We start from the raw sequence: 21,277 nt of genomic DNA on the forward strand, positions 1-21,277 counted from the left end.
AGGGTTCTCGTTCATATCCAGTTTGTTGGCGATGCAATACTTGTTCCAGTCGTTCTGCGACATGGTGACATAGACGCTTGCTGAATCATCCACGGCGAAAGTCATGTTGTGTTCAGCCAGATAAGCATCCACCTGCGCCTTGCTCGTCCACTTGTCATATTCGCCATAGCCCAGGTCGGCAGCTCCACCCTTGCCTATGCCGCTTGTTCCACTGTTGGTTCGCAGCTGGTAACCATCGAAGGCGAGGTCCCATTCCGTGGCAGGATAAGCCATGGTCTTTGGATCATCCTCCTGGTTTTCCATCACTAAGATGCTGTTGGCTTGTCTCTTCACCGTCTTATAGGTTAACTTGCCAGTGGCTTGATTCTTGGTAAAGATGGTATCGCCGTTTGCATCACGCTCTGCATCCTCGAAGATGTTCTTCTGTACGCCCTCGCTCCAATACTTTACGAGTTTGGCAGTACCTTTATAATGGAAATATTCCTCTATCGGCTTGCCATCAATAAAGGCGATGACACTCTGGTTAGGATTCAGCACATTATAGCGATGTCCCGTCTTCAGGTCGAAATAGAGCCAGTCGTTGGTAACACCCGTGCTATAACCTGTTTTTCGGGGCAAGGTATGACCAGTGAAGTCCTCAGCCTCATAAGATACGCAGCTCGTCATTGCGGCTGCCATACCTATTATATATAGTAATGCTTTCTTCATTATTTTTTCTTTCTAAATGCTTTTACCAATTCATCTACCAACACTTCCACCTGCACATGCGCCTTGGCTCCTGCCGTGGCTGGCACGTTAAACATGGTGATGCCCGAACCCAGGGTCTTTGGCACATAGTTAAAGATATTATCCACACCCACCGTTACCTTCACCTTATTATAGAAGGTCTGAATCACCGACAGGTTGCACAATACATACTGTGGCAATTTGCATCGGAAGTAGGCATCGTGGCTCTCACCGTTTACAGAGAGTCGGTCCTGCACATCAAACTTCTTCTCACCCATGTAGCTTGCCGAGAAGGTGGCACCCAGTCGGTAGTTCTTCTTGTTGTACTTATAGTCGAGGCTCGCCGTAGCAGCATGAGGCGAAGTGGTGTTCACCTGGATGCCATCCGTCTTGCTCACGTTCACGTAGCTGTAGGTGGCATTCATCGTGAAGTGGTTGAGGAAGTGCCAGCGCATGATGGCCTCCAGTCCGATGAGGTTCTGCTTCGACAGATTAGTATATTCGAAATTGTACTGCATGTCGTAGATGCGCCATACGCCCTCTATCTTCTTGCGGAAGAAGTTGCCATACACATTGCCCGAGATGAAGAAGTTGTCGTTCGAGTACTCTGTGCCCAGGCTCACGTAGTTGTTCTTCTCAGGCTTCAGGTCCTCGTTACCCTTGATCATGAACATGCCGAGGTGGTCCCAGTTGAAGAACAGCTCCTTGATGCTTGGCGAACGGTAGCCCATCGAGTAGTTGGCTCTCCACGCCCAGTGATCCGAAGGACTCCACTTGAAGGCAATCTTAGGCATCGCCATCAGTCCGAAGGCACGGCTGAAGTTGGTTCTCACACCTGCCGAAACCATCCAGTGGTCGTTCATCGTCCACTCGTCCTGCAGGAAAGCCTCCGTCTCTTTTAATGAACGGGTGCGCATGATGTGGGAGGCATCGCCGTTGAATCGGTCGCTCGTCAGGTCATCGCTCAAGTGCTCGATGCCGAGGATGAGGTCGTGGCCCTCAAACTTCTGCGAGGTGATGGAGAGGCGAGGCTGGAAGATACGGCTCTTATACACTTTGGTACGCTCGTCGATACGCTCGTGTCGCTTGAAGCGGTCGTAGAAGTCGCCATGAAGGGAGGCGGTAATCTTGAACCAATCCTTGAAGGAGTACTTAATCTTGGTTCCAGCCGTCCAGTCACGCGCCTGACTGAAGGTCATATCCTGAATGAGGTCGTAGGTATTCATATAGAACGCACTACCGTAGGCAAGAATCTCCAGATTCTTGAAAGGGTCGTAGAATACCTTCTGCGATACCGAGATATGCTCTGTACCCTCGATGCTCATTGGCGGACGGGAAGCCACGCTGGTTATGGTCACGTCGTGGTCGAGCCAAGGATTCGCCTCTTGGGTATAGACCTTCTTGTCGTTCTCCGCCTGGTACATGTAGAAGGCATCGCTCGAAGAATACCACACATCCGTCTGCGAAGTTACCTTGCCTGCATTGAATCCTGCCGATACCCAGCTCTGCAGGTTCGGGCGGTCGGCGTTCTTCTCAAACATATACAGGAAATCCTTTTGGGAAGGATTCTTGTAGTTGGTTTCGTTCATCTGTCCCCAGCGTACACCAGCCTGAATATCGATAGGTTTGGTGGTTTTCTTGGTGATGAGGTTAATGACGGCACCCGACGCACGGCTTCCGTAGAGGGTACTGCTGGCACCCTTCACGATTTCGATGCGGTCGATGGCATGGAGGTTGAAACGCTCATAGTCGAGATTACCCGCCATGTCGCCCGTCAATCGCTCACCATCTTGCAGGAAGAGCACGTGGCGGGCATCCAAGCCCTGCATGGAGATTTCGTTGCCGAAACCCACCTTCTGGATGTTCATACCCGGTGTCTCCTGTTGCAGGGCCTTGGTCAGGTCGGCATAGCCTGCATCTACCAGTTCCTTACCGCCGATCACCTGCGTGCTCACTGGCGAGAGCTTGATAGGTCGGGCGGTACGGGAACCTGTAACCACCACCTCGTTCACCTTCATCACGTCTTCTGTCATGAAGAGTTTGAGGGAGCTGTCGTTTCCGATGGTTCCCCTCAGAGGGTTATAGCCCACGGATACCACCTGGTAATAACACTTGCCACCCTGAGGCACCGAGATGGTAGCCTCACCATCCATGTTGGTAACAATACGCTGTGGCGATTTCAATTTTTCGTTGTCGGCGTAGGTGATGACTGCACCGATGATTGGCTGCTCAGTGGCTTTGTCGAAGATACCGAACTTCACCTTTCGCTGCGCTGCGACAGGGAGGGCGAGTATCAGCAGCAAGCCGATAAGCATTACATTTCTAATTGTCTTCATTTATATTGTCATTCTATTTTTTCCAATTTCTTACACGATTTCAGCCTCGCTATGGCTTGTTTCTCTTCCCTTCATTTTTTACTTGCAAAAAGAAAGAGAGACATGTCTGGGCATATCCCTCTTTCCTTTTATATATAAGCTACAGTCTCTTATTTGATTCCGTGCTCCTTTTTATACGCAGCCAAGTCTTTTTCGTACTGTTTAAATTCAGCTGCATAATTGTTGATGCGATTCTTATCTATTGTTTGCAAGAAACAATCTGAACGTACATTCATCATGTTATAGCTTACAACAAACTGAATTTGATGCGTGTTAACATTATAATAGCCTTGTATAAAACTACCTTTGACAACAGAGCCATTTGAACCATCACCATCAAAATCTGAGCCATCTTCATTTTGTCCCCAGCAAGAACCATTCTCACCTTTGAACTTAATCCAACCGCTTCCGGAATATTCTTTTTGTTCCCATGAATTCAGTTCTGTACACTTAACATCACACTTAAAATTGATGGTCATACCCATGGCACCTACAGTAAAGCCTAACAACGATATGTTGAAAGTTTGTTTGTCAGTTCCACTCCATTGAAACTTAAATTTCGTAGGACAGCCAGTTGCAAGCAACGTTTTATCGACACCGCTCATTGTCGCTTTTGTGCTAAGAACAATGTCTCCATTCAGATAGTTTTTGGCACTTTCGACCAAAGCCTCGTCAGCATTACCTTCTGTAATTTCTTGATCAGAAGAGCAAGAAGAAAGGACAATAAAACCTGTTAAGGCCAAGAAGAAAGCAATAAAATACTTTTTGAATTTCATTTATTAAAACTCTTTTGCATGATAATCGCTTGGCTGTATTTTTACAGTCAAGCGATATGACAAGAATATATTACTCATTACCTTCGAAAGTTACAGCAGTATCGAATGCAATACCTAACCAAGTAGCAAGGCATTTTACGTCATAAACCAATTTGCCATTTGCTATAGTACCACTAATTGTTCCTGCATAGTCAGTTGACCCCAAAATCTTCAAGGTAACAGTGCAAGCTCCCGAGAAATTACCTGTAGAAGGATCAATTGTCAAATTAGATGCTGTAATTTTAATAGAACCTGGCATCTTACCAACCTGAAAAGCCTCAGAAACAAGGCTGCTAATAGTTGCTCCATCAGAAACAACAGTAGTTACCTTGTCTTTCACAGGGGCTTTAGTGCTTCCATTCATGTTAACTTTTGTAAAGTCACCAACATAGTCAACTGTAGTAGCTGCCAATGTGCTAATACCCATCTCTGTAGCCGCTGTTGTTGCGGCATTTGACATTGCAACGATTCCAAACATTGCAACGATTACCATTAATACTTTTTTCATGTTGCTTAAATTTTAAAATAATAATATGTTAAATTAATCTATCCCACTTTATTGCGCCAACTTTTCTGTATGAAGCCCACAAACTTTTCAGGTGATTTTTATAGCTTGTTATGAAAGTCTTTGTTACCTCTTTATCAAAAACGTCTTGAGAAACAGCTAACCCTATCTTATCTTCTGTATTATCAAAAGATTCCAATGTTGGAACTCCTGCTTTATTATAATAGTAATGAGTCAAAGTTGGGAAAACAATATCACCATTACCCAAGTTGAGCAGTATTATTTCATATGTTGCATAAATAGAACTTAAATCTACTTTTTTGAGTGCAGGCAAATCTCTTAATTCAATAGATTCTATAACGCCCTTATTTGGAGTTGGTAATACTATCGTTTCAAGTTTTGGACAATCTACACAATGAAGAGCGTTGCCAATATTAGCATCAAAATCAGCTGGATTCTGGTTGGCAATGATAGTATTTGACAAATCTAAAACACTTATATTTTGATTCTTTGTCAATTTCAAATTAGTAATACTTGTTGCTCCACTCAGATCCAATCCTAAAGTAGTTGTTTGTGTCAACCAAAGTGCTGTAATATTATTTCTTGGCATCAAATACCCAAAGTATATTGATGCTCAACATCATGTACACAAAAAATATGTTACTGATAATATGGATTATTTATAACATATTCCAAACCTTCTATAGATTGAATTTTGTCAATATCTGCATATTGGTTTCATACTGAAGAAATATGCGTCCTCTGTCTTCAAGACCAGAGGTATGCTAATGTCAACTTATCCGTCAGAAGTGAAAGAACTAAAGTTCTCTTCAAAAAGCGGCAAATACTGTCTGGAATCTCTCTCAATGTATTATACTTCTCCAAAGAACCCTTATCGTTTACCATTTGCATATCAACTGTCTTATTCTCTGCCTCATTCTGGGTATAGAAAGGCATCAAGTCCTCTACATTATACTTGCAGGAAGCAGGGAGATAAAGTTTTGTAAACTCATGGAGGATAGTAGCTTTCACCTCATCATTCTCAACCTTGGCTGTTATCAAGCCGTCGAAGTCATAGATGTCATTGCCTTGCAAGTCAAGACCTGTAATCTGTGAAGGAAGTGAAGCGATATGGAAAACTGGACCATAGCCATTGCTGCTAAGGTTCAACTCTTTCAAATTAGGAAAAACAGAAAGTTCCTTCAAGGCAGCGGTATCAACCTTTGTGCCTGAAAGGTCGAGAGATGTGGTGCTGTTGGCTTTGTCGTCAAGGAGCATTTTGCCATTTTCATCAAACTGGTATCCCTTAGCTTTGAGGATAGTCATCAACTCAGAGTTGCTTACAGCCACATTGCTGTAAGAAGGTGCATCGTCGTCACTGCTGCAAGAAGCGAAGCTGAGGCAGAGTGCCAGGGCAGCGAGACCTATGAAATTCTTAAAAATCTTCATTGTTTTCTAAACTTTTAAAGTGTTTATAATTAAAATTAAATATTATCTTGAATTAGGCTGCAAAGGTACGTATTTATTAAATAATGTACAATACCTAAAAATTATGAAATATTTTCCTTGTTAGTGAGGTTTATCACCATTCTATATAATTTGCAGAATAGGAGAAATGTGATTTTTTTATAATATTTGCTTTTTTAATGTTTATATTGCTCCTATAATTGCTTGTTTATTCGATACTTAAAACTAATGATAAAGTAACTACCAATTTGGAAGGTGCGACTCTCGATGAGCCCTGTGGCGGTAACATTGCGGTAATAGTTTTTCTTGTCGCTGAGAATGTCCGACCAATAGAAAGACAGCTCGGCTTGCTTCTTTCGGAGGAATCGCCAAGAGGCTCCCAAGTTCCATACCACTTGGTCGTCCTCTCCTTTCTTGATGTTCGTGCCGTTGCGGAAAGAGTAGGCGACATCGCTCTTGACTTGGAAGCCAAGAGGAAGCTCTGCATAGGTATTCAGCGAAAAGTTGTAACTTCGGGTATAGTTGGACGTACTACGAAGCTGGTTGGTGGCATGGCGGTAACGCCAATCGCCCTGCAAGTCGAAGCCTCCCCATTTCGGCTGATAACCCAAGCGAAGGTTGGCATTATACGACGTATTGTGGGTGACGCTGCGGTCTGGCTCCTCGCTCTTCCCCTCGTTCACCAAGGCTACACTTTGGCTAAAGTTGGCACCTGTGCGAGCGGAGAGATTGAACCGTTTCTTCCATCGCTTCTGATAGCGAAGACTAGCACGCATGTTCCAGTTGCCATTCACATTCACAGGATAAGTCTCCGTGCCACCAGTGGCAAGGTTGTAAAAGACGGCTTGCGTCTGACTGTTATAGGTGTTGCTGAAATTAACATCGCCCGAAAGCCCGAGGCGCGTGTTCCTACCTGTCAATCGGAAATTCTGATTATAGGATGCTTTGAGCGAAGGATTGCCATGGGTGATGTGCAGGGGTCGCTATTATCGGTGAGCGACATCCAAGCTACCGAGGTCGGCTGTCGGCTACTACCGTCATAATTCAGCTCGAAGCGAGTCTTGCCCCGATGCCATGACACATTCAACTGTGGGTTCCAGTTCACACTCGTCCTTACCGTGTCGGCGTAGGAGCAAGCCGGTCTTTTGGTCAAGACTCCTGCGCTCGGGCTGCATCAACACTCCTGCATTTGCCTCCCATTGCTTGCCATCATAATTGAGGTAGAGGCTGAGGTCGTGGGTAATGGTCTTGCTCAGGGTGTGGTTGCTTAGGCTATCCATATACACCTCGCTCTCGTAAGTACTTCGGTCGCTCACCTGTCGGTTGGCGGAATAGCGATAACCGAGTTGCAGGCGCAAGTTCTCAGCCAAGGGTTGCGTCAAGTTGATACCTACGGAATAGGCACGATTGGTGGAGGGGGAGTGCTGGTATTGGTTGCGATAAAGCACGGAATCGCCACCCAGACTGCTCTCCAACTGATAGTAAGTGGTCTCGGAAAGGGAATGTGACTCGTTGGTACTCTTGCTGTCGGAGTAACTACCCGTGAGACTGATGCTCGTACCCTTGTCGTTGAACACTCGGGTGATGTCGGCATTGACGGAGAACGAATGGCTGTCGCTCTTCGAATCCGAATTTCTCGTGATGCTGTTGATACGCTCATCGCCTTCTGAAGAGGTGGATTGCTGGCTGTCGCTGGTGTTGTCGCTCTTCGACTTGCTGAAGTTTCCACCTATATTAAAATAGGTCTTGTCATCCAAGCTCCACCTCATGCCCAACGAACCATTGCCCATCGTGTTGCGATTGGTGCTGGTGGATGCCGAGTTCTGGTAACGGTTGCCTGTGGTGAGATATTGCTCGCTATATAGGGTGCTCTCGTTGCCACTGGCATAATGATTGTACATCATGTTGCCATAGAGGGTGAATCGCTTGGAGAACTTCTTGGCAAAGTTCATCGCCACGTTGTCCTGTCGGTTGTCGGGTAGCGGGAGGTCATGTTCTTGTTGCCACTTCGTGCTATCACGGAGATGTTATCGCCAGTCTGGCGGAAGAGGTTGGATATTAACTCGGCTTCCTTCTTTTCGTTGTTGCCCCTGCCTATGCCAGCCGAAGTAATCAGCGTGCCGTTGAACTCTCGCTTGGTCTGCAAGTCGAGTACATAGTTTTCGCCGCCCTTGCGCACCTTGGTGATTTTCTCCAGTTCGCTCCGCTTGTCATACACCTTGATTTTGCTCACCAACTTGGCTGGCAGGTTTTCGAGGGCGAGGGTGCTGTTGCCGCCAAAGAAACTCTCGCCATTGACATTGATTTCATGGATGGGAAGACCGTTGTAGTCATCGTCTTGTTCTGCTTTTCGTATTCCAATCCAGGCACTCGCTTCAAGAGTTCTTCGAGGTATGCTCCTTCGGGAGTCTGGAAAGCATTGGCATTGATAACCGTGGTATCGCCCTTCATCTCCACCTCCTTCATGGCAGCAGTAACCACCACTTCGCCGAGGTTGAGCGTCTTAAAGATGGAATCTTCTTTTTGCGTTTCCACAGAGTCGCCATCGCCCTCTGACAAGGCACGACTCTCCCTTACTGTATCACTCGACACAGCATAAGAGAAAGCCCTTCCGTCAGGAGAAAGGGAAGACGATGCCCATACATTTGCTATTGTTGAGAAGGACATGAGCAAAAGCACAGACACATAAGCATATCGTACCTTCATTCTTGGTTTGAATATTCAAAATCGGCTGCAAAGGTACGAAAATCGGTATATATTTGCAATACCTTGAAGTAGGTAAAGTAATAAAGACTTGCTAAGGATATCCATTAAAGAAAGTGAAAAAATGAGCAAAAATAATTGTATTTCAGAATTTCAATTTATCTTTCTACCTGTAATCAAAGCGTTCTTTGTATATTGCAAGGTTGTGAAAGAAAAAGAATATAGCTCGTTTCTAAATCGTTAGCAGTTACGCTTTTTAAAGTACTTAACCCACTGATATTCAATTAATAAAAGATTTTGTTATGACTCGGGTATTTTTAACGATAAAAATCGAAACACGTCGAGTAAATCTCTATCACAGCTGCACCTGCCCGAGAATATAACGATTCACGGAGTTTTTGAGGATGTAAAATATTTGTGTGTTTCCATTATTACATCACAGGTCAGCAACCATTATTATGTATTTGTAGCTTAATGTTATCGTATTAAAGAATAATGGTAAAAGTCATGAAATTCTTCAAATGTAGTCAATGTGGCTACGGATTTTTTGGCGTTCTCTCATAAATAGTATATCTTTATATGTACGTAACCACCTGATAATCAAATGGTATTTTGTAGGAAAAAGAACCAAAAACTACTTTTTAAAGTGGACTCCTTTATTTATCTCCAAATATCGGGTTAAAAAACAAAATCTTTAGTTATTGCAACCGTAACACCATTGTCTCAGCTTCGTCAATGCCTTTCAATCTCATCGCAATCGCAATGTAATAATACTGCCGTACCTTTGCAACCGTAATCAAACGATATAGGTTATGAATGCTAAAAGGGGAATTATTGTATTAGGATTGCTCTCGGCGGCTAGCATGCCAACGTGGGCGCAACAGATTAAGGGTGTGGTTATCGACCAGAAATCGAAAGAGACACTCATCGGTGCAGTCATCACTGTGGATGGAACCAACGTGAAGGCTATCACCAACATCGACGGAAACTTCCAGATTGATGGATTGGATAAAGAAAGGAAATATACACTATATATTAACTATGTAGGATATAAGACTCAAAAAATTGACGGGGTTCAGGCGAAGGACGCAGACCAGGTGATCGCGCTGCAACCTGATGAACAGCAGCTGAAAGAGGTGACCGTTACCGCAGTGGAAAGGCGTAATACGGATGCGGCAATGATACAGGTGGCCAAAAGCAGTCCCGTCATCGTGAGTAATGTTTCGGCACAGGAAATATCCAGAACTCAGGATACGAATGCGGGTGAGGTGATACGCCGAGTGCCAGGCGTGAGCCTCATCGACGATAAATTCGTGATGGTTCGCGGATTGTCACAGCGCTACAACAATGTGTGGGTGAACGGAGGAGCAGTGCCTAGTTCTGAGACTGATTCCAGGGCATTCTCCTTCGACATCATCCCAAGTTCGCAGATTGACAACCTTACCATCGTGAAGTCGCCAACGGCTGAATATCCCGCTGATTACTCAGGTGGTTTCATCATCGTCAACACCAAGGAGATTCCGGCAGAAAACAGTTTCAACATCGCCGTGGGCGGAAACTGGAATACATCTTCTGCCTTCAAGGACTTTTCTTATTCAAAAGGTTCCAGAACCGATTTCCTAGGGTTCGACAATGGCTTGAGAAACATGAATGGGGGCATCCATGCTGACTTGAATCCACAGCTCGATGCCAACGGAAAACCGGTGGGCGATTATGCTACTTCGCTCCTGGGCAACGGATTCAATAATGATTGGCTCATCAAGAACAAGAAGCCTTTGGGCGACTTGAAACTGGCAGCCAGCCTGAACCAGCGCTGGATGCTCGGCGGAAGAACACTCGGCATGCTCGCCGCCCTGAACTATACCAACGAATACCGCACCTACGAGAACATGGAGAACAATCTCTATGGCATCTATGATGCGGCAAACGACAAGCCGAACTATCTTCGTCACTCTGTTGACGACCAGTATAATAATAACGTGAGACTCGGAGCAATGCTCAACTTCACCTTCCTTTCCAAGGACGGCAATCACAAGTATCAGCTCAAGAACATCTTCAACCAGTTGGCTACCAGCCGATATACCTGGCGTGATGGCGTGAGCGCCCAGTCGAACCTGGAGCGAAGCGCAGAGTATTACTACCGCAGTAGAACTACATATAACGGTCAGCTTACCGGTAAGCACACCTTCACTAGCGATGCCCTTGACTGGAGTATCGGGTATGCGTATGCCAACCGCCATTTGCCTGACCGTCGTAGATACCTCATCGACGATGCTCTGGAATCGGGCGTTTATGCCCTGAGCACCGGCAACGACATATCCCGCGAGTGGACTCAACTCGACGAACACATTCTCTCTCTTGGTGTAAATGACAAGCACCACTTCAAGTTTGGCAACTTTGAGCCAGACTTGAAGGTGGGTGCCTATGGAGAATATCGCAGCCGAGAATACCAGACCCGCAACTTTATCTACAACTGGAATGTTTCAGATAACAACATGCCATCCGACTTCCGCCACAGCCATATCCCTACACTGCTCTCCAGCGAGGCGAACATGGGTTACGACAAGCTGTATCTTCTGGAGGAAAAGCAGATGCGCAATAACTACCGCGGACACAACACCTTAGGCGCAGGATACCTGGCGATGTCTCTCCCCTTTGGCAAACTCGGCATCCACGCCGGTGTCCGCTTCGAGCATAATGATATGGAACTCATCTCCAATTCCCGTGACTACGAGAAGAGTGAATCGAGCCGTCATTACAAGACCGATGATGTATTCCCATCTCTCAACACAACATATAAAATCAGCGACCAGCACCAGGTACGCCTCTCGTATGGCCGCAGTATTAACCGCCCAGAATTCCGTGAAGTATCGTCGTCGGTGTATTACGACTTCGACCTTGCCAGCAATGTGCAGGGAAACACTGAGTTGAAGAACTGTTATGTCGATAACCTCGACCTGCGATATGAGTGGTATCCATCCCGTGGAGAGCTCATTTCGCTGGCAGTCTTCTACAAGCACTTCGATTCTCCTATCGAGTGGACCTACACGGTGGCAGGTGGCACAGACCTGATTTATTCCTACAAGAATGCGAAGAGTGCCAACAACTACGGTGTGGAGCTGGATATCAGAAAGAATCTCGGTTTCATAGGATTGAAGGATTTCAGCTGGTCGTTTAACGGTGCCTTGATTAAGAGCAAGGTGCAGTTTGAGAAGGGCTCGAAAGAGGAAGACAGACCGATGCAGGGTCAGTCGCCATACCTTATCAACACCGGCATCTTCTATAAGAACGAGCCATTAAAGATGGATATCGCCCTGCTTTACAACCGTATAGGCAAGCGAATCATCGGTGTGGGCAGAAGCGAGGGAAGCACAGGCGATGACTCCAACGCCCGAGTGCCTCACAGCTACGAGATGCCCCGCAACACCATCGACTTCTCGCTGGCTAAGAAATTCGGCGAGCATCTGGAACTGAAGCTCAACGTAAGGGATCTTCTTGCAGAAAAGATATATTACAAGCAGTTTGCTGATGTAACGTATAGCGACGGAAGCAAGAAGGAAGTAGAAGAAATAGCAAGATGCTACAAGCCGGGCAGAAACATCGGTTTGCAGGCAATCTATAAATTTTAGAGACTATCCGTAGAATTTCAAGAAAGATAATATTAGATATTTGTTTAATAAAACAGGAAACAATGATGAACAAGATGTATTTTTTAGGATGCATGGGCATCCTCGCAGCATCTGCCATGTTGAGCAGCTGCAGCAGTGACAATGACGATCCAACTCCTTCTCCAAATCCTGGATCAGAAGTAGTTTACAAGTGGACAACCAATGGCGGCTTGAAGGCTTGCGACCACATCCTCTTCGGAACAGATGACAAGGAAAACGTCAACGGAACACAGATTGGCAACGGCGACCAGGAATTCGTCTTCACAGGCAAGCAGACTTTGAAGAAAGGCACTTATCTCCTCAAGGGATGGGTATATATTGCAGATGGTGCTGAGCTTACCATCGAACCGGGAACTATCATCAAGGGCGACAAGCAGACCAAGGCGGCACTCATCGCAGAGCGTGGCGGCAAGCTTATCGCCAAGGGTACAGCCACAGAGCCTATCGTCTTTACATCTGAAGAGGTTGCCGGCAGCAGAAATCCTGGCGACTGGGGTGGCATCATTCTCTGCGGCAAGGCTAAGAACAACCAGACTGAGCAGCAGATAGAGGGTGGTCCTCGTACCAAGCATGGTGGCGCAGATGATGCTGACAACTCAGGAGCCTTGAGTTATGTACGCATTGAGTTTGCCGGTTATCCATTCCAGAAGGATAAGGAGATTAATGGTTTAACCTTAGGTTCTGTAGGTTCAGGCACAGAGATTGACCACGTTCAGGTATCTTATTCCAATGATGATTCCTTCGAGTGGTTTGGCGGTACAGTAAACTGCAAGTATCTCGTAGCCTACAAGGGCTGGGATGATGATTTCGATACCGATAACGGTTTCTCAGGAAAGGTGCAGTATGGTCTTTCTCTGCGCGACAGCAAGATTGCCGATACCTCTCAGAGCAACGGTTTCGAGAGCGACAACTGCGCTGATGGTGCTACCGTGGACCCTCGTACCAAGGCTACCTTCTCTAACATCACCTTCGTAGGTCCTAAGGTATTGGATGACAAGTTCCAGAACACCACAGATTATATCACTGCCGGAGCATACAATCCAAACAACGGGTCAGCTCTCGGCAAGTTCCAGTCAGCCATGCAGATTCGTCGTTCTTCTAACCTCAACTGCATCAACTCTGTAGCCTTAGGCTGGCCTATCGGTTTGATTGTTGATGGTGAGAAGGGTGAAACCGTGAAGGATGCCAAGGATGGCAAGTTCAAGCTTCAGAATGTATATTTCGCAGGTATGGATGCCGTTGGTACTGATGCCAACAAGAAGTATGAGGATTATCTCTACGATGCTGCAAAGAAGCAGGATATCGACAAGAATCAGAAGTCATACAGCAACACCTTCTTCTTCTCAGAGCAGAGCAACAAGTATTTTGATTCATGGACTTCATTGGTTGGTGCAGATGGCTATACTCCTATCGCAGGAAGCCCATTGCTTGGTGCCGCAAGTTTCGCCGGCTGGACAGGTTTCGACACTGTAACCTACATCGGGGCCTTCGATGGCAGCAACAACTGGATGAAAGGTTGGACCAACTTTGATCCTCAGAATGCGAAGTACTAGAAAAAGATTAGTACCGGAACAAGAATTAGAATCGCTAATTTCTATTTTGACTATAAGGTTTTCTTTTATTGGGGCATGGCGCAGTGATTTGCGCCATGCTTTTTTTGTGGCGCATAAGATTATATACATGGAGGTTAGTCCTAAAGGTTACTACAACAACATTAGTGTTATATATAAAGTGAACACCAATAAATAACAAAGGAGTGATGAAGTTGGATTTTCAACAACATCTCTCCATTTTTTACTTTTTTTATTGCAAAAAAAGAATGATATTGCGAAGGAATAGCTATCTTTGCAATTTTATAATAAAATCGCATAAGTATGCCAACAAACAAGAATGCTCAACTAAGATATAAGATAATGGACAGATGGTTCAGTAACTTTAAAATGTAAGACAATGAAACAAAATATTATAGACCGTATCAATCATTTGGCTAACGAAAAGGAGCCTTTCCTTTTTGTCATCAACTATGCAGGTTCGGAAGCATACATACGGAAGCTGTCTGAAATAGCTATCGATGAATGCCTTTATGACTTTGAGGGTATAACCAATGTAAAACGGCAGTCACTCTCTTCGGCTACCAAACATCCAACGTGGAAAGTGTTTGCGCCAAATTTTGAAGATTACACGAAAAGTTTTGAAACCGTCAAAAGCAACATCCTGCGTGGAAACAGTTATCTTGCCAACCTTACTTGTGAGGTGGCTGTGGACTGCAACCTTACGTTGGAGGACATCTTCCTACGTGCTAAAGGCAAGTATAAGATTCTACTAATAGACAATAATAGCAATAGACGGTTCGTGTGCTTCTCGCCGGAAACATTCGTGAAGATAAAGAACGGAATGATATATTCTTATCCGATGAAGGGCACGATTGACGCGTCCTTACCCGAAGCAGAGCAAGTGTTGAGGGGCGATAAAAAAGAAGCATCCGAACATGCTACCATTGTGGACCTGATTCGCAATGACCTTAGCCGTGTGGCAGAGCATGTAAGTGTGGATAAATACCGTTATATTGATGTGCTCCATACCAATAAAGGGAATATTCTCCAGACCAGTTCCGAAATAAGCGGCAAGTTGCCAACCGGTTATCAAAAGCACATCGGAAACATATTGGATGCAATGTTGCCCGCAGGTTCCATAACAGGTGCGCCAAAGGACAAGACTATGGAAATAATCCATGAGGCGGAAGGCTATGACCGTGGATTCTATACAGGAGTCATGGGTATATATAATAATGGTGAACTCAACTCGGCTGTAATGATACGCTTTCTTGAAAATGACGGTATAGGAACGTATTTCAAGGCAGGAGGAGGCATTACTTCGAAGAGTGATTGCAGAAAAGAATATGAGGAAGTGTTACAGAAAGTATATCTTCCTTTTGAATAGAACTGATTTTAATATGGCACAGCAATTCGTAGAGACAATAAAGATTGTGAATGGAAAGACACAAGCTCTTGCATACCATCAGGAAAGAATGGAAAGAACGATCTGTAAGTTCTTTCCTTCATTATGCAATGCGTCCATGCCTTCATTGGAAAAACTGATAAATCCAACGGAAAGTATGGATTTTTATAAGGCGAGAGTGGTGTATGGAGAACAAGGAGTTGAAGCAGTAGAATATGCTCCGTATTTTATTCGAAACATAAACTCACTTCAAGTGCTCGCAGACGACACGATAACGTATGACTACAAAAGTACCGACCGCAGTCGCCTCAATGCCTTGGTCGCACAGAAAGGAAACTGTGACGACATCATCATCGTCAAACATGGACTTTTAACGGATACCTCATTCACGAACCTTGCCATATTTGATGGCAAACATTGGGTGACTCCCAGGCATCCCTTATTGCCAGGCACAAAAAGAGCCGCACTATTGGACAAGGGAATGATACAAGAAGCAGATATTACATTGGAAGATTTGCAAAATGCCAACAAGGTAAGTCTTTTTAATGCGATGATTGAGTTTGGTGAAAGAGAAATAGCAATGGAGAATGTCCACTTTTGAACATTCTCTATTTCTTCTGATATACAAGATATTTTATGGTTGTAGCGAATATGGCTACTAAAATATTTGGCGTTATCAAATAAATACCCTATCTTTGCAACCGCAAGAGTTGTTTGAACCATTATGCAAAGTAAAGCAGGCAGAAGTAGCCTGACTTTCGCTAAATCGTTACCATAAATAAAACAGTCGAAACAACTATGCTGATTATTAGACTGATACAACTTTTTTGATTATCCTCTGCAAAGATAATGCAAGTGAGCGCAATGAAAGCTTGCTTTCACATTGCCGAGTGCAGCTTATCTTCTGCAAAGATACAACAAAAAGTTGAAAATCAGTAATAATTAAAGCAAAATTGTTGAAGATGACTGAATTATGTCGGTGAATGGGGTTTCCCATAAAGACATCAGAAGATAGGAAAATGCCAGTTTAAGACAGACTTTCGTTACTATAACGTTACTGCTTTTTGACGATGATGAATGGGCGATAATTACAGAATTAAAAGGCAAAAGTATCTAATAATTAGAAGATTGCCAAGAAAACTCGGAAGATTCTTTTATGCGTGATTCCAATGCTTTGATTCGCTTGGAATCGCGGAACAAATAAGAGCTATAAGTGTGTTAAAAAATGACTGGAAAACAACAATTAGTTTATTGCTAACTATTAAGAAATAGGAACTTGAATTAAAATGGAATTGATAGTAACGTATCAGTTCTCAAATAATAGGAAGTAGACCAATTTACAGAAGGTTCTTTTTAGTTATAGCCAAGACTGCACAAAGGCTTACGCAGTGCTGAAACATCAAAAGTTCCAATTTGCTGTGCAATGATGTGCGCTCACCTTGGCAGTCTTGGCATGGCAGACTAAATTATGAGCTATTATAATTTGTCTGCCCAGAGTCCTGAACTCTTATTACCTTAAAATGATTTCATGTGAATGAAAAGCTTATGGCAACTATATCAATAACTTGGATTCTGTTTTAATTTCTTGTTTAAATCCAGACATCTTTGTGGTATTGGGAAAACCGTTGTAAACCCGGTAGTCTCCTTTTCTAATGGAGTTCTTTGATCATATGCCTTGGTATATTTGCCAAAACGGATGAGATCTTGACGTCTCCAACCTTCCCAAACCAATTCCAGCAGACGCTCCTTTAGAATGTTGTCCAAATTGGCTTCCACATGAGGCATTCCTACTCGGTCTCTTATAGCGTTCAGCTCTATTGAACCATCCTCGCCATTGCGAACTTTCGCCTCGGCTTCCATCAACAGCGCGTCACCATATCTAAAAAGGACGATATCGTTGTCAACCTGCCGTCCGTCCGAATAGGCGGTTCGGTCAACCTCGTATTTGCCTACACGAGCGCCTGCCGTCTGTTTATATGGGCTGTCGCTGAGGTTCAGTTTCGGTTCAAGCGGCATATACACCAACGGCTTCCCGTTGTCCAAATATATCTTCTTTCCGTCAACAAGCACGGTATCTGCATAGAAGTTTATCTTGAATCTATTGTCAACATTGTCCGTTCCGTAACCGAAAGCCTTGACGGTTGAAACAGTTGCACATGTGCCGTTTTCGGAAGAACCACCATAAGCTCCGCCATGTTTGTAGTGGCGTGAGCGGAAAAGATAGTGGTATTCGTTCAAATATAAGTTCTTGTCCAATGGGATTGTGAAGATGTTCTCCTTGGAATTTTCATTATGAACCGCAAAGTTCGATGCGTAGTCGCTCTCCAACTCATAGCCTTCTTGCCGCAGTTGCTCGCAATACCAGATGCAGGTTTCCCAAGCGTTCTTTTTCTCGCCATTTACATTGAAGTAAATGCTTTTCCCGTCCTGACGCTTGCCGTCGGTCCAGTTATCATCCGTATATATTTCCGCATTCAAGGCAAGCTTTGCAAGCAGAAAGTTTGCGACCGGGCGTGTCACACGTCCGTAATAGTCACCTTCTTTGTTGGAATGCTCATCGGCGAGCTGTGGGGTAACATCCTGCAACTCGTCAACAATAAACTTGAATACCTCACTTCTTTCGCTTTGCGTTACCTGCTCCAATTTCACGTCGTATGATGTCACGATAGGAACACGCCCGAACATATCCATCGCATAATAGTAGAACAAGGCTCGTACAGCTCTTACCTCTGCCGTGAAATCTCTTGTCTGTTCTGCTGAAAGCAGAGTCTGATGGCTGTCAATGATAGAAAGCGACTGGTTAGATAAAACAATTACCTTGAAGAGGTATTTCCATACATTATATAAATTAATATCATTGGCATTCCACTTGTGCTGATACATGTTCTCCCACAAACCGCCATCATACCAGTCTCCACCACGGATTGGATTCATTGCCTCGTCAGTGGTCAAGGTATTGTAGTCGTAAATACCCCGGCAAGTTCCTTGAAGCCCTTCCGACTCCTGATTGCTCCCTATGTAGTTGTACAGGGAAGCTACTGCGTTTTTGTATATATTATCAGCATTGTTGTAGATAGCCTCCTGGTCCAGCTGGTCTTTGGGATGCTCTTCCAGACAGCTACTGAAACAAAGCATTAACGGTGCTGCTAATATGTATTTAATAATAGTCTTCATACTCTTTTCGTTTTAAAATTGTACACTCAGTCCCAATGAGTAAGTACGGTATAATGGATAGTTGCGCTTGTCGTCAATACCCATCGTACTGTTGACAACATAGCTATTTATCATTGGTGTCAAACCTTTATATCCGGTGATTGTTCCAATGTTGCTAATGTTGCATGATACACGCAAGGAACGAATAAGCTTGTTCCTCAAAGGCACATTGTAGCCTATTGTCAGATGCTCGAAGTTCAGGTAGTCACCTTTTTCAAGCCAATAGTCAGAGACTCTCTGATCTACGATATTCTTCTTTGGAGCATCCTTCAAGACATTGTAGTCTGGGAAGCAAGCCATGCTTGTGTAAGCCAGTCCTGTTCCGTTGAAAATCTTGTGCCCGAATGCTCCATTCATCTGTATGGAGACATAGTAATTCTTGTATCTGAAACTGATGTTTGAGCCAAGGATCACCTTTGGTGTGGCTTGTCCTGCAATGTATCGGTCGCCTCCATCGCTTAAGTCCACATTGCCATTATGGTCAAGGTCCTCTATGTCGTAAAAAAAGCTGCCGTTCTCGTTCTTGACAAGTCCCTTGCAGTGGGGTAGGTAGAAAACGCCAAGCGGCTGTCCAACTATCTGATAGACCACGTTGTTGTCGCCGCCGTTTTGACCAGCACCATCCAAAGAACCAATGGCGGTGATGTTTGCTGCCGACATGCTCATTCCCTTGTAATCACCACTTAGCGAGATAAGTTTGTTGCTTTGAAACGACAGGTTCATATTGATGTTAAGATCCATGTCCTTCTTGCTTATTGGCTGCACGGACAACCCCAGTTCAAATCCACGGTTTGACATAGAACCGATGTTTGCCAGCAATGTATTGTATGCGAATGGTGGAACCGGAACCTCATAGGCGTAGAGCATGTCGGTGGTCTTGGAATAGTAATACTCCGCTGTAAGCATCAGCCTGTTGGCAAAGAGACCAATGTCCGCACCGAGGTTAAACGTTGTCTTCGTTTCCCACTTCAAATCAGGATTGTTGTTTCTTACCATACCAAGGGTTACTGTTGGAGAACTCTTTACCGGAACAATGCCAGTCTGCCTTACGGTGTTCATGGTTGTGTAGGCGGAGATACCGCCAAGGTTGCCCGCCTGTCCCAAACCAGTGCGGAGTTTAAGCATTGACAGCGGTTTTATGTTGGCAAGGAAGCTTTCCTTCTTCATGTCCCAAGTGAATGATACAGATGGGAAGAATCCCCATGTGTTGTTGTCACCAACCATTGACGATCCGTCACCGCGTGCATTAACTGCTAAGGTATATCTGTCAAGCAGATTATAAGTGATGCTTCCCATTACAGAAGCCAGAGATTGGTCTTCGTAAGTGCTTTCTGTTCCACCGTATGGACGGGCTGCTGTAGCACCCAGATTGTCGTAATGAAAATCGTTTGTAGGTATTCCCTTGGCATACACCCAGAAAGCAGTTTTTCTCAGTTTTCTGTATTCACTGCTTACTCCAGCAGAGACCTTATGTATGCCGAACTCTTTGTTGAAATCAAGAGATACATTGCCAAGCCATTCCTCTTTCTTGAACTCTCCACGGTACACGTTGCCTTGTGCCCATACCCATGTCGGACAGAATTGTCCGTTTTCGGTAGAGCCATACAGGTAAGAGCCGAAGGTGGATACACGCCAGTTCTTATTGAAATCGTAGCTCAGCTTTATGTGTGCGTCAAAGTTCAAATCCTTGGAGTCGTTTTTCTCTTCAAGCAATATCCCGGGTGGGTTGACATGTGTTGCCGATTCGTTTTTCAGCCAGTTTCCATGCTCGTCAGTACCTGCAGGGAAAGTTGGGTTCTGGCATGCTGCGGAATAGAACAGCATCTGCGTATCAAAGATGTCATGGTTCTTGAATGAAGAGCCGAAAACTCCGAATTCTCCGGTTAGTCTGTCATTGAAGGCTTTCTGGGTTACATCAACTTTGGCAACAAAAACGTTATAGTCCATCTTCTTGATGATGGTGTTGTGGTCCATTACTCCGAAAGATGCACGATAGTTTGACTGTGGCGTACCTCCGCTGAATGCAAGGTAATGATTGTTCACCAAACCCGTGCGTGTTATCACCTTGTAGTTATCGGTATTGAAACCTCCGTTGTTGCAATAGATACCCAATGCCTTTGCCGTTGCAACATATTCAGCAGCATTGAGCATCTCCAGGTGTTTGTACATCTGCTCGAACCCCACATTACCCTCATACGAGATCTGGAATCCTCGTCCTGTGCCTTTCTTGGTTTTCACCTCTATAACACCAGACGCTCCACGTGAACCATACATGGCGGTCTCCGCAGCATTCTTTAATATACGAAAACTCTCGATGTCTGCAGGATAGATGGTTGATAGGGTAAGTACGTCAGAAGTAACCCCATCAATCAACACTAAAGGGTCATTGCCACCGATGATGGAGGTTGTACCACGTACTCGCACACTATTGAGCATAGCCATACGATCCAGACCGTTGGATGTCACATTGACACCAGCAGCCTGACCACTCAACACGTCGAGGGCGTTGTTGGCCGCACCCTTGTTGGAATGATTTCCAACTATCTTTATTATATTACTTCCATTGTCAATGGAATCTTTCCGTTCTGCAGGAACTTGCTTTTGTGCATGAGCCAAAGAACTGCAAAAGAGCGCAATGAAAAGTAATGTAAAGTCTTTTTTGCTCTTTGCCATTTTCTATTTCTATTACTTTGGTTATGGATTATTTCCGATAAGCAAAGATAAGGTGCAATACATTAAAAAACGTATACAAACCCCAATATTTATGCATTATTAACGATAAAGAAGTAAGTGCGTAGAGTATTACTCCATAACAGTTGCACCTGCCAATGAATGTAACGGTTTACG

The 21,277-nt window shown here is 44.6% G+C and carries 16 protein-coding genes; 4 read left to right on the forward strand and 12 right to left on the reverse strand.

Going from position 1 to position 21,277, the window contains the following annotated elements:
* From CCC32_RS00005 to CCC32_RS00050, 10 genes are all read right to left on the reverse strand, one after another.
* The coding region (locus CCC32_RS00005; protein WP_287071314.1) for an HmuY family protein at window positions 1-708 on the reverse strand (708 nt) is incomplete at its 3' end.
* The gene (locus CCC32_RS00010) at window positions 708-3,062 is read right to left on the reverse strand and encodes a TonB-dependent receptor (protein ID WP_287071315.1); all 2,355 of its coding nucleotides are present in this window, start codon (window positions 3,060-3,062) and stop codon (window positions 708-710) included. The genes CCC32_RS00005 and CCC32_RS00010, both read right to left, overlap by 1 nt.
* 149 nt (window positions 3,063-3,211) lie before the next feature.
* Window positions 3,212-3,877: a DUF4903 family protein gene (locus CCC32_RS00015; RefSeq protein ID WP_287071317.1), complete on the reverse strand. Its 666-nt coding sequence runs from the start codon at window positions 3,875-3,877 to the stop codon at window positions 3,212-3,214.
* Window positions 3,878-3,947: 70 nt separating this feature from the next.
* A complete protein-coding gene (locus tag CCC32_RS00020) occupies window positions 3,948-4,424 on the reverse strand; it encodes a calycin-like domain-containing protein (protein ID WP_287071319.1) in 477 nt (158 codons plus the stop codon).
* Window positions 4,425-4,452: 28 nt separating this feature from the next.
* On the reverse strand, window positions 4,453-5,031 hold the full coding sequence (locus tag CCC32_RS00025) for a hypothetical protein (RefSeq protein ID WP_287071321.1): 579 nt from the start codon (window positions 5,029-5,031) through the stop codon (window positions 4,453-4,455).
* Between the two features lie 158 nt (window positions 5,032-5,189).
* Entirely contained in the window at window positions 5,190-5,870 is a 681-nt protein-coding gene (locus CCC32_RS00030; protein WP_287071322.1) for a leucine-rich repeat domain-containing protein, read from the reverse strand.
* A gap of 212 nt (window positions 5,871-6,082) precedes the next feature.
* Window positions 6,083-6,808: a hypothetical protein gene (locus CCC32_RS00035; protein WP_287071324.1), complete on the reverse strand. Its 726-nt coding sequence runs from the start codon at window positions 6,806-6,808 to the stop codon at window positions 6,083-6,085.
* Window positions 6,809-6,925: 117 nt separating this feature from the next.
* Window positions 6,926-7,840, reverse strand: coding sequence for an outer membrane beta-barrel protein (locus CCC32_RS00040; RefSeq protein WP_287071326.1), 915 nt, complete (start codon window positions 7,838-7,840; stop codon window positions 6,926-6,928).
* A complete protein-coding gene (locus CCC32_RS00045) occupies window positions 7,837-8,121 on the reverse strand; it encodes a hypothetical protein (RefSeq protein ID WP_287071327.1) in 285 nt (94 codons plus the stop codon). The genes CCC32_RS00040 and CCC32_RS00045 overlap by 4 nt, the downstream gene beginning before the upstream one ends.
* The gene (locus tag CCC32_RS00050) at window positions 8,118-8,594 is read right to left on the reverse strand and encodes a hypothetical protein (RefSeq protein WP_287071328.1); all 477 of its coding nucleotides are present in this window, start codon (window positions 8,592-8,594) and stop codon (window positions 8,118-8,120) included. The genes CCC32_RS00045 and CCC32_RS00050 overlap by 4 nt, the downstream gene beginning before the upstream one ends.
* Before the next feature lie 809 nt (window positions 8,595-9,403).
* On the opposite strand from CCC32_RS00050, the gene CCC32_RS00055 reads away from it, so the two are divergent.
* The 4 genes from CCC32_RS00055 (at window position 9,404) to CCC32_RS00070 (ending at window position 15,818) form a co-directional block, all read left to right on the forward strand.
* A complete protein-coding gene (locus CCC32_RS00055; protein ID WP_287071329.1) occupies window positions 9,404-12,220 on the forward strand; it encodes a TonB-dependent receptor in 2,817 nt (938 codons plus the stop codon).
* 62 nt (window positions 12,221-12,282) lie between these two features.
* A complete protein-coding gene (locus tag CCC32_RS00060; protein WP_287071330.1) occupies window positions 12,283-13,812 on the forward strand; it encodes a beta-helix domain-containing protein in 1,530 nt (509 codons plus the stop codon).
* A gap of 397 nt (window positions 13,813-14,209) precedes the next feature.
* Window positions 14,210-15,199: an aminodeoxychorismate synthase component I gene (locus CCC32_RS00065; protein WP_287071332.1), complete on the forward strand. Its 990-nt coding sequence runs from the start codon at window positions 14,210-14,212 to the stop codon at window positions 15,197-15,199.
* A gap of 13 nt (window positions 15,200-15,212) precedes the next feature.
* Window positions 15,213-15,818, forward strand: a complete 606-nt coding sequence (locus CCC32_RS00070) for an aminotransferase class IV family protein (protein ID WP_287071334.1) — start codon at window positions 15,213-15,215, stop codon at window positions 15,816-15,818.
* A 956-nt stretch (window positions 15,819-16,774) separates the two neighbouring features.
* Here CCC32_RS00070 and CCC32_RS00075 read toward each other — a convergent pair.
* Together CCC32_RS00075 and CCC32_RS00080 are read right to left on the reverse strand one after the other, a co-directional pair.
* Window positions 16,775-18,391 carry a RagB/SusD family nutrient uptake outer membrane protein gene (locus CCC32_RS00075; protein WP_287071335.1) on the reverse strand — a complete coding sequence of 539 codons (1,617 nt, stop codon included), beginning with the start codon at window positions 18,389-18,391 and terminating at the stop codon, window positions 16,775-16,777.
* Between the two features lie 12 nt (window positions 18,392-18,403).
* The gene (locus tag CCC32_RS00080) at window positions 18,404-21,103 is read right to left on the reverse strand and encodes a SusC/RagA family TonB-linked outer membrane protein (RefSeq protein ID WP_287071336.1); all 2,700 of its coding nucleotides are present in this window, start codon (window positions 21,101-21,103) and stop codon (window positions 18,404-18,406) included.
* Window positions 21,104-21,277 lie beyond the last annotated feature (174 nt).

The organism is Prevotella sp. LMAG:51 (assembly GCF_008680225.1).
GTDB lineage: Bacteria > Bacteroidota > Bacteroidia > Bacteroidales > Bacteroidaceae > Prevotella > Prevotella pectinovora.

What these genes read in the sequence shown, in the direction of transcription:
- CCC32_RS00010 (WP_287071315.1), bottom strand. Translation starts at nt 3,062, where the DNA reads ATGAAGACAATTAGAAATGTAATGCTTATCGGCTTGCTGCTGATACTC.
- CCC32_RS00015 (WP_287071317.1), bottom strand. Translation starts at nt 3,877, where the DNA reads ATGAAATTCAAAAAGTATTTTATTGCTTTCTTCTTGGCCTTAACAGGT.
- CCC32_RS00020 (WP_287071319.1), bottom strand. Translation starts at nt 4,424, where the DNA reads ATGAAAAAAGTATTAATGGTAATCGTTGCAATGTTTGGAATCGTTGCA.
- CCC32_RS00025 (WP_287071321.1), bottom strand. Translation starts at nt 5,031, where the DNA reads ATGCCAAGAAATAATATTACAGCACTTTGGTTGACACAAACAACTACT.
- CCC32_RS00030 (WP_287071322.1), bottom strand. Translation starts at nt 5,870, where the DNA reads ATGAAGATTTTTAAGAATTTCATAGGTCTCGCTGCCCTGGCACTCTGC.
- CCC32_RS00040 (WP_287071326.1), bottom strand. Translation starts at nt 7,840, where the DNA reads ATGAACTTTGCCAAGAAGTTCTCCAAGCGATTCACCCTCTATGGCAAC.
- CCC32_RS00050 (WP_287071328.1), bottom strand. Translation starts at nt 8,594, where the DNA reads ATGAAGGTACGATATGCTTATGTGTCTGTGCTTTTGCTCATGTCCTTC.
- CCC32_RS00055 (WP_287071329.1), top strand. Translation starts at nt 9,404, where the DNA reads ATGAATGCTAAAAGGGGAATTATTGTATTAGGATTGCTCTCGGCGGCT.
- CCC32_RS00060 (WP_287071330.1), top strand. Translation starts at nt 12,283, where the DNA reads ATGATGAACAAGATGTATTTTTTAGGATGCATGGGCATCCTCGCAGCA.
- CCC32_RS00065 (WP_287071332.1), top strand. Translation starts at nt 14,210, where the DNA reads ATGAAACAAAATATTATAGACCGTATCAATCATTTGGCTAACGAAAAG.
- CCC32_RS00070 (WP_287071334.1), top strand. Translation starts at nt 15,213, where the DNA reads ATGGCACAGCAATTCGTAGAGACAATAAAGATTGTGAATGGAAAGACA.
- CCC32_RS00075 (WP_287071335.1), bottom strand. Translation starts at nt 18,391, where the DNA reads ATGAAGACTATTATTAAATACATATTAGCAGCACCGTTAATGCTTTGT.
- CCC32_RS00080 (WP_287071336.1), bottom strand. Translation starts at nt 21,103, where the DNA reads ATGGCAAAGAGCAAAAAAGACTTTACATTACTTTTCATTGCGCTCTTT.